General features: G+C 64.6%; 10 protein-coding genes and 3 pseudogenes. All 13 read left to right on the forward strand.

Annotated elements, in window-relative coordinates; genetic code table 11:
* Window positions 1–36 precede the first annotated feature (36 nt).
* Window positions 37–2,046 (forward strand): annotated as a pseudogene (gene tkt / locus N4J17_RS05210) (transketolase); the annotation flags it as partial.
* A gap of 21 nt (window positions 2,047–2,067) precedes the next feature.
* Window positions 2,068–2,430: pseudogene (locus N4J17_RS05215) on the forward strand (class II fructose-bisphosphate aldolase); the annotation flags it as partial.
* Window positions 2,431–2,464: 34 nt separating this feature from the next.
* Window positions 2,465–2,617 (forward strand): annotated as a pseudogene (locus tag N4J17_RS05220) (hypothetical protein); the annotation flags it as partial.
* A gap of 136 nt (window positions 2,618–2,753) precedes the next feature.
* Window positions 2,754–3,266: a class II fructose-bisphosphate aldolase gene (locus N4J17_RS05225; RefSeq protein WP_338457660.1), complete on the forward strand. Its 513-nt coding sequence runs from the start codon at window positions 2,754–2,756 to the stop codon at window positions 3,264–3,266.
* Window positions 3,267–3,795: 529 nt separating this feature from the next.
* The gene (locus N4J17_RS05230; RefSeq protein WP_338457661.1) at window positions 3,796–3,951 is read left to right on the forward strand and encodes a hypothetical protein; all 156 of its coding nucleotides are present in this window, start codon (window positions 3,796–3,798) and stop codon (window positions 3,949–3,951) included.
* 137 nt (window positions 3,952–4,088) lie between these two features.
* Window positions 4,089–4,736: a 3-hexulose-6-phosphate synthase gene (hxlA, locus tag N4J17_RS05235; RefSeq protein ID WP_338457662.1), complete on the forward strand. Its 648-nt coding sequence runs from the start codon at window positions 4,089–4,091 to the stop codon at window positions 4,734–4,736.
* A 13-nt stretch (window positions 4,737–4,749) separates the two neighbouring features.
* The gene (hxlB, locus tag N4J17_RS05240) at window positions 4,750–5,283 is read left to right on the forward strand and encodes a 6-phospho-3-hexuloisomerase (protein WP_198324348.1); all 534 of its coding nucleotides are present in this window, start codon (window positions 4,750–4,752) and stop codon (window positions 5,281–5,283) included.
* A 263-nt stretch (window positions 5,284–5,546) separates the two neighbouring features.
* Entirely contained in the window at window positions 5,547–6,536 is a 990-nt protein-coding gene (locus N4J17_RS05245; RefSeq protein ID WP_198324342.1) for a transaldolase, read from the forward strand.
* A gap of 148 nt (window positions 6,537–6,684) precedes the next feature.
* Window positions 6,685–8,697, forward strand: a complete 2,013-nt coding sequence (gene tkt, locus N4J17_RS05250; protein WP_338457663.1) for a transketolase — start codon at window positions 6,685–6,687, stop codon at window positions 8,695–8,697.
* Between the two features lie 20 nt (window positions 8,698–8,717).
* Complete coding sequence (gene fba / locus N4J17_RS05255; RefSeq protein ID WP_198323131.1) at window positions 8,718–9,782, forward strand: class II fructose-bisphosphate aldolase; 1,065 nt, start codon at window positions 8,718–8,720, stop codon at window positions 9,780–9,782.
* 473 nt (window positions 9,783–10,255) lie between these two features.
* Complete coding sequence (locus N4J17_RS05260; RefSeq protein WP_338457664.1) at window positions 10,256–10,597, forward strand: hypothetical protein; 342 nt, start codon at window positions 10,256–10,258, stop codon at window positions 10,595–10,597.
* A 140-nt stretch (window positions 10,598–10,737) separates the two neighbouring features.
* Window positions 10,738–11,388, forward strand: a complete 651-nt coding sequence (gene hxlA / locus N4J17_RS05265) for a 3-hexulose-6-phosphate synthase (protein WP_338457665.1) — start codon at window positions 10,738–10,740, stop codon at window positions 11,386–11,388.
* Window positions 11,389–11,401: 13 nt separating this feature from the next.
* Window positions 11,402–11,935, forward strand: coding sequence for a 6-phospho-3-hexuloisomerase (gene hxlB, locus N4J17_RS05270; RefSeq protein WP_198324348.1), 534 nt, complete (start codon window positions 11,402–11,404; stop codon window positions 11,933–11,935).
* Window positions 11,936–12,070 lie beyond the last annotated feature (135 nt).

Raw genomic sequence — 12,070 nt, forward strand, 5'->3', positions numbered from 1 at the left:
CCCAGCGAGCAGACAATATTGGAGGAGGAGACCGACATGAGGACGCGACGAGAACTCGCCAACGCCATACGGGCCTTGAGCATGGATGCCGTGCAGAAGGCCAATTCGGGCCATCCTGGGGCGCCGATGGGGATGGCGGACATTGCCGAGGTCCTGTGGAACGACTACCTGCGCCACAACCCGGCCAACCCGAAGTGGCCCGACCGTGACCGCTTCGTGTTGTCCAACGGCCACGGCTCGATGCTGATCTATTCCCTGCTGCACCTGACCGGCTACGATCTGCCCATCGAGGAACTGCAGAACTTCCGTCAGCTCCACTCCAAGACCCCCGGCCATCCCGAATACGGCTACACCCCCGGGGTGGAGACCACCACGGGCCCGCTGGGCCAGGGCATCACCAACGCCGTCGGCATGGCTCTGGCCGAGCGCACGCTCGCCGGCCAGTTCAACCGGCCCGGCCATGCCATCGTCGACCATTACACCTACGTCTTCCTGGGGGACGGCTGCCTGATGGAGGGCATCTCCCACGAAGCCTGCTCGCTGGCCGGCTCCATGAAGCTGGGCAAGCTGATCGCCTTCTACGATGACAACAACATCTCCATCGACGGCGAGGTCCGCGGTCACGGCGGCGTGCCCGGCTGGTTCATGGACGATACGCCCAAGCGCTTGAGGCTTACGCGCTGGCACGTGATCCCCAAGGTCGACGGGCATGATCCGGACGCCGTGAAGGCGGCCATCGAGGAAGCCCGTGCGGTCACCGACAAGCCCTCTTTGATCTGCTGCCAGACCATCATCGGCTGGGGCTCGCCCAACAAGCAGGGCAAGGAAGACTGCCACGGCGCCGCCCTCGGCACCGATGAAGTCGCCTTGACCCGCGAGAACATCGGCTGGCCGTATCCGCCTTTCGAAATCCCGGCCGACATCTACGAGGCCTGGGACGCGCGCGAGACCGGTGCCAAGGCGGAAAGTCAGTGGAACGACCGCTTCGAAAACTACCGCCGCGAATTCCCCGAGCTGGCCGCCGAGTTCGAGCGCCGCATGGCGGGCGAGCTGCCGCGGGACTGGGCGGAGAAATCCGCCGCCTTCGTGGCCCAGGTGAATGCGAAGGCCGAGACCATCGCCAGCCGTAAGGCCTCCCAGAACGCCTTGAACGGCTTCGGGCCGCTCTTGCCGGAGCTCATGGGCGGCTCGGCCGACCTCGCCGGCTCCAACCTGACCCTGTGGTCCGGCTGCAAAAACGTCAATGCGCCCCCCTGCGACGGCAATTATGTCTATTACGGCGTGCGCGAATTCGGCATGTCGGCGATCATGAACGGCATCGCCCTGCACGGCGGCTTCCGTCCCTATGGCGGAACCTTCCTGATGTTCTCCGAATACGCCCGCAATGCGCTGCGCATGTCGGCCCTGATGCAGATCCCGGTGATCTATGTCTACACCCACGACTCCATCGGTCTGGGCGAGGACGGCCCCACCCATCAGCCGGTCGAGCAGACCGCCACCTTGCGCCTGATTCCCCGCATGCAGGTCTGGCGGCCGTGCGACGCGGTGGAGTCGGCGGTGGCCTGGAAGTGCGCGATCGAGCGCAAGGACGGCCCTTCCAGCCTGATCTTCTCGCGCCAGAACCTGCCGCACATGCCCCGCACGCCGGAGCAGATCGCCGCGATCCCCCGGGGCGGCTATGTCCTGGTCGACTGCGCCGGCACCCCCGACCTCATCCTGCTGGCCACCGGCTCGGAGGTCGAGCTGGCGGTGAAGGCGGCCGAGGCCCTGACCGCCAAGGGCAAACAGGTGCGGGTGGTGTCGATGGCCTCCACCAACGTGTTCGATGCCCAGGAGCAGGCGTATCGTGACAGCGTGCTGCCGCCCGCCGTGACCCGCCGCCTCGCCATCGAGGCCGGTGTCAGCGACGGCTGGTGGAAATACGTCGGCAGCCATGGCAAAGTTATCGGCCTGGACCGCTTCGGCGAATCCGCACCGGCCGGCCTGCTGTTCAAGACCTTCGGCTTCACCGTCGACAACGTGGTCGCGCAGGCCGAGCCTTGTTTAACCTCAGCCCGAGGGCATCCCATGGCATTGATCTCCCTGCGTCAACTGTTGGACCATGCCGCCGAGCACGGCTTAAGCCTGCCGGCGTTCAACGTCAACAACATGGAGCAAATCAAGGCCATCATGGAAGCCGCCGCCGCCGTGGACGCCCCGGTGATCCTGCAGGGCTCGGCCGGCGCCAGAACCTATGCCGGCGAGCCGTTCCTGCGCCATCTGGTGCTGGCCGCCATCGAGATGTATCCGCACCTCCCGGTGTGCATGCACCAGGATCACGGGGCCTCCCCGGCGGTGTGCATCCGCTCCATCCAGTCCGGCTTCAGTTCGGTGATGATGGACGGCTCTTTGCTGGAGGACATGAAAACCCCGGCCAGCTATGCGTACAATGTCGAGACCACCCGCAAGGTGGTCGAGATGGCGCATGCCTGCGGGGTGTCGGTGGAAGGTGAGCTCGGCTGGCCTGGGCTCGCTGGAAACCGGCCGAGCAGGGGAAGAAGACGGTCACGGCGCGGAAGGCGAGCTGGACCCCTGCCTGCTGACCGATCCGGACGAGGCGGCGGATTTCGTCCGTCAGACCCAGGTCGATGCCCTGGCGATCGCCATCGGCACCAGCCACGGCGCCTACAAGTTCACCGCAAACCCACCGGGCAGGTGCGCGGATCGACCGGGTCAAGGCGATCCACCAGCGGATTCCCACCATCCATCTGGTGATGCACGGCTCGTCCTCGGTCCCCGAGGACTGGGCGCAGATGATCAACGACTACGGCGGCGACATCGGCCAGACCTACGGTGTGCCGGTCGAGGAGATCGTCGAGGGTATCCGCCATGGCGTCCGCAAGGTCAACATCGATACCGACCTGCGGGATCGCCTCCTATGGCGCCATGCGCAAGTTCATGGTCGAGGACATCGAAGAACTTCGACCCGCGCAAGCTCTACAAGGGCGCAAACCGCCATGACCGCGATCTGCCGGGCCCGCTACGAGGCGGATCGGCGCCGCCGGCCAGGCCGCCAAGATCAAGCCCCTGCGCCTGGAAGACATGAGCTTGGCGTATGCCCAGGGCAAACTCGATCCGATCGTCCGCTAGCGCGGCGGGTCGGACGGACACCGGGGAGGGCGGGCGCGGAAGCGTCCGGCAACGGAAACGCGAGCGATGCAATTGGAAAACAGGGGCGATTCGAAACCCGCCCCGCCGAACTTTTATACCCACTGACAAGGACTTAATGGGGAAACCACGTGAAGAAACCGTTCTCGACTCACACCGTGTTCGCAGCCCTGCTGCTGGCCGCCCCGCTCGCGGGCGCCGCCGATTATCCGCCCGACTTCCAGCCGTCGGTGATCTATCGGGATCCCAGCCTGCCGGCCAGCCCCCGGCCCCCGCAGCCGCGCCGGCACGCCCAAGTCGCCGGCGGACTGACGCCCCGGCACCGGCCGCCGCCCCGGCCAAGACCGAGGCCGCCCCCGAAGCCCAGGCCGCGCCCGCCGCGCCAAACCCGCCCCCGACACCGCCGTCGGATTATTACCTGTTCGGCGGCGTAGTCGCGGTCCTGATCGGCTTCGTGCTCTGGAGCAGCCGCCGTCCGGCCGCCGCCACATCCGGCCGCGGCGCCCGCGGCGACCGTGCAAAAGTCGGCCGCCAGCGGCACCGGCGTCGCCCGCTACCTGCAGGCCCAAGGGCTCGTGGCCGGCCCCGAAACCGGGGTCGCCAAATACCAAGACGCTGCCGGAACCCGTCCGCACCACCGAAACCGGCGTGGCCAAATACCTCAAAAACCTGCCGCCATGCCCGAAGTGGCCGCCGCGGCCGAAACCGGGCGTCGCCAAGTACATCAAGAACCTGCCCAAGCCCGCCGTCGTGGCTACGGGCGAAACCGGCGTCACCAAATACCTGAAAAGCCTCAACGGCTGACCCCCTGAAAGGGGGGGGCGCATTGACAGCAGCCCCCTCACTCTTTACAGTGAGGAAATTGTGCATTCAGCAAAACCCCATAACTCTTAAGGCTTCACCCGACTTTTTCTCTCTACTTTTTGATCGGAGGAGATCCCATGGCAAGACCATTGATTCAGCTCGCACTGGACACGCTGGACATCCCGCAGACGTTGAAGCTCGCAAGCCTCACCGCACCCTATATCGATATCTTCGAGATCGGTACCCCCAGCATCAAATACAATGGCATCGCCCTGGTGAAGGAGTTCAAAAAGCGCTTCCCCAACAAACTGCTCCTGGTCGACCTCAAGACCATGGACGCCGGTGAATACGAAGCCACCCCCTTCTTCGCCGCCGGCGCCGACATCACCACCGTCCTCGGCGTCGCCGGACTGGCCACCATCAAGGGCGTCATCAACGCCGCCAACAAACACAACGCCGAAGTCCAGGTCGACCTGATCAACGTCCCCGACAAGGCCGCCTGCGCCCGTGAGTCCGCCAAGGCCGGCGCCCAGATCGTCGGCATCCACACCGGCCTCGACGCCCAGGCCGCCGGCCAGACCCCCTTCGCCGACCTCCAGGCCATCGCCAAGCTCGGCCTCCCCGTCCGCATCTCCGTCGCCGGCGGCATCAAAGCCTCCACCGCACAGCAGGTCGTCAAAACCGGCGCCAACATCATCGTCGTCGGAGCCGCCATCTACGGCGCCGCTTCCCCCGCCGATGCCGCGCGCGAAATCTACGAACAGGTCGTCGCCGCTGCCGCCTAATCGGGACTTGCGCATGCATCAGAAACTGATCATAGACAAAATCTCCGGCATCCTCGCCGCCACCGATGCCGGCTATGATGCAAAACTGACTGCCATGCTCGACCAGGCCTCCCGCATCTTCGTCGCGGGGGCCGGCCGGTCGGGGCTGGTCGCCAAGTTCTTCGCCATGCGCCTCATGCACGGCGGCTATGACGTCTTCGTCGTCGGCGAAATCGTCACCCCCAGCATCCGCAAGGGCGACTTGCTGATCGTGATCTCCGGCTCCGGTGAAACCGAAACCATGCTCGCCTTCACCAAAAAAGCCAAGGAGCAGGGCGCCACCATCGCCCTCATCTCCACACGCGACAGCTCCTCACTCGGCGACCTCGCCGACACCATCTTCCGCATCGGCTCCCCCGAGCTCTTCGGAAAAGTCGTCGGCATGCCCATGGGCACCGTCTTCGAGCTCTCCACCCTCCTCTTCCTCGAGGCCACCATCTCGCACATCATCCACGAGAAAGGCATCCCCGAAGAAGAAATGAGAACTCGACACGCTAACCTGGAATAAGAAGAAGGCAAAGCCTGTGGCAGCCCTCCCTTCTGCCCAGGCTCTTGCCCTTCCTATGGACCCAGCGCTCGACGCCACGGACTCGAACCGAATCCGAGCGGCCAGAGGCGGGCAACGATGTCAGGGTAAAGGCCAGCAGAGCACAGCATCGATTAAGATGCCACCGTATGAAGCCCGTATAGGAAAATAGGATCCCGACCGGGAGACATTTTCGTGATCGCTGGTAGCACCCGATACTTTAAAAAAATCTTTAGGAGTCCACCATGTCAAAAAATCTGCTTGACCAACTCCGCGAAGTCACTATCGTCGTCGCCGATACCGGAGACATCGAAGCGATCGAGAAATTCAAGCCACGTGATGCGACCACCAATCCCTCGCTTATCACCGCTGCAGCCCAAATGCCGCAATACCAGGATATTGTCGACGACACCCTGAAAGGTGCGCGGCAGACCCTGGGTCCTGGCGCTTCGGCCGCCCAGGTGGCAAATCTCGCTTTCGACCGTCTGGCCGTTTCTTTCGGCTTGAAGATCCTGCAGATCATCGAAGGCCGCGTTTCTACCGAAGTGGATGCCCGCCTCTCCTACGACACCGAGGGCACCATCGAGAAGGCGCGCGAGATCATCAAGCAATACGAAGCTGCCGGCGTGTCCAAAGAACGCGTCCTGATCAAGATCGCCGCGACTTGGGAAGGCATCGAGGCCGCCGCCGTGCTGGAAAAGGAAGGCATCCACTGCAACCTGACCCTGTTGTTCGGTCTGCACCAGGCCATCGCCTGCGCCGAAAACGGCATCACCCTGATCTCGCCCTTCGTCGGCCGCATTCTCGACTGGTATAAGAAAGACACCGGCCGCGAATCCTATGCTCCGCATGAAGATCCAGGCGTCCTGTCCGTGACCCAGATCTACAACTACTACAAGAAGTTCGGTTACAAGACCGAAGTCATGGGCGCCAGCTTCCGCAACATCGGCGAAATCACCGAACTGGCCGGCTGCGACCTGCTGACCATCGCACCCTCACTGCTGGCCGAACTGCAGGCCACCGAAGGCGAACTACCGCGCAAGCTCGATCCCGCCAAGGCGAAGGACTACCCGATCGAGAAGATCCACGTCAACAAATATACTTTCGACAAGATGCATGCGGAAAACCGCATGGCCACCGAGAAGCTGGAAGAGGGCATCCAAGGCTTTACCAAGGCACTTGAACAGTTGGAGAAGTTGCTGGCCGATCGGCTGGTCCATCTGGAAGCGGCATGAGGTGACAGGCCGTCGCGTCGGAACACTCATCGCGACGGCCTGCTCATCCCGAAACCCACTGCCCATCCCTTGAGTCGCCGCCAAAGCTTTCCGCAATCGGCATCATCCCTGATTCCGTTTTTTTCCCAATGACATAAGGAGATCTATCATGCCTTCGCGACGAGAACTCGCCAACGCCATACGGGCCTTGAGCATGGATGCCGTGCAGAAGGCCAATTCGGGCCATCCTGGGGCGCCGATGGGGATGGCGGACATTGCCGAGGTCCTGTGGAACGACTACCTGCGCCACAACCCGGCCAACCCGAAGTGGCCCGACCGTGACCGCTTCGTGTTGTCCAACGGCCACGGCTCGATGCTGATCTATTCCCTGCTGCACCTGACCGGCTACGATCTGCCCATCGAGGAACTGCAGAACTTCCGTCAGCTCCACTCCAAGACCCCCGGCCATCCCGAATACGGCTACACCCCCGGGGTGGAGACCACCACGGGCCCGCTGGGCCAGGGCATCACCAACGCCGTCGGCATGGCTCTGGCCGAGCGCACGCTCGCCGGCCAGTTCAACCGGCCCGGCCATGCCATCGTCGACCATTACACCTACGTCTTCCTGGGGGACGGCTGCCTGATGGAGGGCATCTCCCACGAAGCCTGCTCGCTGGCCGGCTCCATGAAGCTGGGCAAGCTGATCGCCTTCTACGATGACAACAACATCTCCATCGACGGCGAGGTCCGCGGTCACGGCGGCGTGCCCGGCTGGTTCATGGACGATACGCCCAAGCGCTTCGAGGCTTACGGCTGGCACGTGATCCCCAAGGTCGACGGGCATGATCCGGACGCCGTGAAGGCGGCCATCGAGGAAGCCCGTGCGGTCACCGACAAGCCCTCTTTGATCTGCTGCCAGACCATCATCGGCTGGGGCTCGCCCAACAAGCAGGGCAAGGAAGACTGCCACGGCGCCGCCCTCGGCACCGATGAAGTCGCCTTGACCCGCGAGAACATCGGCTGGCCGTATCCGCCTTTCGAAATCCCGGCCGACATCTACGAGGCCTGGGACGCGCGCGAGACCGGTGCCAAGGCGGAAAGTCAGTGGAACGACCGCTTCGAAAACTACCGCCGCGAATTCCCCGAGCTGGCCGCCGAGTTCGAGCGCCGCATGGCGGGCGAGCTGCCGCGGGACTGGGCGGAGAAATCCGCCGCCTTCGTGGCCCAGGTGAATGCGAAGGCCGAGACCATCGCCAGCCGTAAGGCCTCCCAGAACGCCTTGAACGGCTTCGGGCCGCTCTTGCCGGAGCTCATGGGCGGCTCGGCCGACCTCGCCGGCTCCAACCTGACCCTGTGGTCCGGCTGCAAAAACGTCAATGCGCCCCCCTGCGACGGCAATTATGTCTATTACGGCGTGCGCGAATTCGGCATGTCGGCGATCATGAACGGCATCGCCCTGCACGGCGGCTTCCGTCCCTATGGCGGAACCTTCCTGATGTTCTCCGAATACGCCCGCAATGCGCTGCGCATGTCGGCCCTGATGCAGATCCCGGTGATCTATGTCTACACCCACGACTCCATCGGTCTGGGCGAGGACGGCCCCACCCATCAGCCGGTCGAGCAGACCGCCACCTTGCGCCTGATTCCCCGCATGCAGGTCTGGCGGCCGTGCGACGCGGTGGAGTCGGCGGTGGCCTGGAAGTGCGCGATCGAGCGCAAGGACGGCCCTTCCAGCCTGATCTTCTCGCGCCAGAACCTGCCGCACATGCCCCGCACGCCGGAGCAGATCGCCGCGATCCCCCGGGGCGGCTATGTCCTGGTCGACTGCGCCGGCACCCCCGACCTCATCCTGCTGGCCACCGGCTCGGAGGTCGAGCTGGCGGTGAAGGCGGCCGAGGCCCTGACCGCCAAGGGCAAACAGGTGCGGGTGGTGTCGATGGCCTCCACCAACGTGTTCGATGCCCAGGAGCAGGCGTATCGTGACAGCGTGCTGCCGCCCGCCGTGACCCGCCGCCTCGCCATCGAGGCCGGTGTCAGCGACGGCTGGTGGAAATACGTCGGCAGCCATGGCAAAGTTATCGGCCTGGACCGCTTCGGCGAATCCGCACCGGCCGGCCTGCTGTTCAAGACCTTCGGCTTCACCGTCGACAACGTGGTCGCGCAGGCCGAGGCCTTGTTCTAACCTCAGCCCGAGGGCATCCCATGGCATTGATCTCCCTGCGTCAACTGTTGGACCATGCCGCCGAGCACGGCTACGGCCTGCCGGCGTTCAACGTCAACAACATGGAGCAAATCAAGGCCATCATGGAAGCCGCCGCCGCCGTGGACGCCCCGGTGATCCTGCAGGGCTCGGCCGGCGCCAGAACCTATGCCGGCGAGCCGTTCCTGCGCCATCTGGTGCTGGCCGCCATCGAGATGTATCCGCACCTCCCGGTGTGCATGCACCAGGATCACGGGGCCTCCCCGGCGGTGTGCATCCGCTCCATCCAGTCCGGCTTCAGTTCGGTGATGATGGACGGCTCTTTGCTGGAGGACATGAAAACCCCGGCCAGCTATGCGTACAATGTCGAGACCACCCGCAAGGTGGTCGAGATGGCGCATGCCTGCGGGGTGTCGGTGGAAGGTGAGCTCGGCTGCCTGGGCTCGCTGGAAACCGGCCGAGCAGGGAAGGAAGACGGTCACGGCGCGGAAGGCGAGCTGGACCCCTCGCTGCTGCTGACCGATCCGGACGAGGCGGCGGATTTCGTCCGTCAGACCCAGGTCGATGCCCTGGCGATCGCCATCGGCACCAGCCACGGCGCCTACAAGTTCACCCGCAAACCCACCGGGCAGGTGCTGCGGATCGACCGGGTCAAGGCGATCCACCAGCGGATTCCCACCATCCATCTGGTGATGCACGGCTCGTCCTCGGTCCCCGAGGACTGGGCGCAGATGATCAACGACTACGGCGGCGACATCGGCCAGACCTACGGTGTGCCGGTCGAGGAGATCGTCGAGGGTATCCGCCATGGCGTCCGCAAGGTCAACATCGATACCGACCTGCGCATCGCCTCCTATGGCGCCATGCGCAAGTTCATGGTCGAGGACAGGAAGAACTTCGACCCGCGCAAGCTCTACAAGGCCGCGCAAACCGCCATGACCGCGATCTGCCGGGCCCGCTACGAGGCGTTCGGCGCCGCCGGCCAGGCCGCCAAGATCAAGCCCCTGCGCCTGGAAGACATGAGCTTGGCGTATGCCCAGGGCAAACTCGATCCGATCGTCCGCTAGCGCGGCGGGTCGGACGGACACCGGGGAGGCGGGCGCGGAAGCGTCCGGCAACGGAAACGCGAGCGATGCAATTGGAAAACAGGGGCGATTCGAAACCCGCCCCGCCGAACTTTTATACCCACTGACAAGACTTAATGGGGGAAACCACGTGAAGAAACCGTTCTCGACTCACACCGTGTTCGCAGCCCTGCTGCTGGCCGCCCCGCTCGCGGGCGCCGCCGATTATCCGCCCGACTTCCAGCCGTCGGTGATCTATCGGGATCCCAGCCTCACCGGCCAGCCCCCGGCCCCCGCAGCCGCGCCGGCCGCCCAACCGCCGGCGGCACCGACCGCCCCGGCACCGGCCGCCGCCCCGGCCAAGACCGAGGCCGCCCCCGAAGCCCAGGCCGCGCCCGCCCCCCGCCAAACCCGCCCCCGACACCGCCTCGGATTATTACCTGTTCGGCGGCGTAGTCGCGGTCCTGATCGGCTTCGTGCTCTGGAGCAGCCGCCGTCCGGCCGCCGCCCGTCCGGCCGCGGCGCCCGCGGCACCGGCACCGGCCGCCAGCGGCACCGGCGTCGCCCGCTACCTGCAGGCCCAAGGGCTCGCGGCCGGCCCCGAAACCGGGGTCGCCAAATACCTCAAGACGCTGCCGGAACCCGTCCGCACCACCGAAACCGGCGTGGCCAAATACCTCAAAAACCTGCCGCTGCCCGAAGTGGCCGCCGCGGCCGAAACCGGGGTCGCCAAGTACATCAAGAACCTGCCCAAGCCCGCCGTCGTGGCTACGGGCGAAACCGGCGTCACCAAATACCTGAAAAGCCTCAACGGCTGACCCCCTGAAAGGGGAGGGGGCGCATTGACAGCAGCCCCCTCACTCTTTACAGTGAGGAAATTGTGCATTCAGCAAAACCCCATAACTCTTAAGGCTTCACCCGACTTTTTCTCTCTACTTTTTTGATCGGAGGAGATCCCATGGCAAGACCATTGATTCAGCTCGCACTGGACACGCTGGACATCCCGCAGACGTTGAAGCTCGCAAGCCTCACCGCACCCTATATCGATATCTTCGAGATCGGTACCCCCAGCATCAAATACAATGGCATCGCCCTGGTGAAGGAGTTCAAAAAGCGCTTCCCCAACAAACTGCTCCTGGTCGACCTCAAGACCATGGACGCCGGTGAATACGAAGCCACCCCCTTCTTCGCCGCCGGCGCCGACATCACCACCGTCCTCGGCGTCGCCGGACTGGCCACCATCAAGGGCGTCATCAACGCCGCTAACAAACACAACGCCGAAGTCCAGGTCGACCTGATCAACGTCCCCGACAAGGCCGCCTGCGCCCGTGAGTCCGCCAAGGCCGGCGCCCAGATCGTCGGCATCCACACCGGCCTCGACGCCCAGGCCGCCGGCCAGACCCCCTTCGCCGACCTCCAGGCCATCGCCAAGCTCGGCCTCCCCGTCCGCATCTCCGTCGCCGGCGGCATCAAAGCCTCCACCGCACAGCAGGTCGTCAAAACCGGCGCCAACATCATCGTCGTCGGAGCCGCCATCTACGGCGCCGCTTCCCCCGCCGATGCCGCGCGCGCGCCCATCTACGAACAGGTCGTCGCCGCTGCCGCCTAATCGGGACTTGCGCATGCATCAGAAACTGATCATAGACAAAATCTCCGGCATCCTCGCCGCCACCGATGCCGGCTATGATGCAAAACTGACTGCCATGCTCGACCAGGCCTCCCGCATCTTCGTCGCGGGGGCCGGCCGGTCGGGGCTGGTCGCCAAGTTCTTCGCCATGCGCCTCATGCACGGCGGCTATGACGTCTTCGTCGTCGGCGAAATCGTCACCCCCAGCATCCGCAAGGGCGACTTGCTGATCGTGATCTCCGGCTCCGGTGAAACCGAAACCATGCTCGCCTTCACCAAAAAAGCCAAGGAGCAGGGCGCCACCATCGCCCTCATCTCCACACGCGACAGCTCCTCACTCGGCGACCTCGCCGACACCATCTTCCGCATCGGCTCCCCCGAGCTCTTCGGAAAAGTCGTCGGCATGCCCATGGGCACCGTCTTCGAGCTCTCCACCCTCCTCTTCCTCGAGGCCACCATCTCGCACATCATCCACGAGAAAGGCATCCCCGAAGAAGAAATGAGAACTCGACACGCTAACCTGGAATAACCCCAGACCCCCGACCGAGCGAATTCCTTCGGGTCCGCTCGTGCGGCGTGTGTTCCCGGACACCCCGGCACCTTTCACCCAAGCTGCCGGGGTCTCGGTTTTTTTATCCGAGCGCCGGATCATCCCGGCGTCAAC

The organism is Methylococcus capsulatus, assembly GCF_036864975.1.
Lineage (GTDB): Bacteria > Pseudomonadota > Gammaproteobacteria > Methylococcales > Methylococcaceae > Methylococcus.

Coding starts and splice junctions, on each gene's coding strand:
- hxlA (WP_338457662.1), top strand. CDS start 4,089: ATGGCAAGACCATTGATTCAGCTCGCACTGGACACGCTGGACATCCCG.
- hxlA (WP_338457665.1), top strand. CDS start 10,738: ATGGCAAGACCATTGATTCAGCTCGCACTGGACACGCTGGACATCCCG.
- N4J17_RS05245 (WP_198324342.1), top strand. CDS start 5,547: ATGTCAAAAAATCTGCTTGACCAACTCCGCGAAGTCACTATCGTCGTC.
- N4J17_RS05225 (WP_338457660.1), top strand. CDS start 2,754: ATGCACGGCTCGTCCTCGGTCCCCGAGGACTGGGCGCAGATGATCAAC.
- hxlB (WP_198324348.1), top strand. CDS start 11,402: ATGCATCAGAAACTGATCATAGACAAAATCTCCGGCATCCTCGCCGCC.
- fba (WP_198323131.1), top strand. CDS start 8,718: ATGGCATTGATCTCCCTGCGTCAACTGTTGGACCATGCCGCCGAGCAC.
- hxlB (WP_198324348.1), top strand. CDS start 4,750: ATGCATCAGAAACTGATCATAGACAAAATCTCCGGCATCCTCGCCGCC.
- tkt (WP_338457663.1), top strand. CDS start 6,685: ATGCCTTCGCGACGAGAACTCGCCAACGCCATACGGGCCTTGAGCATG.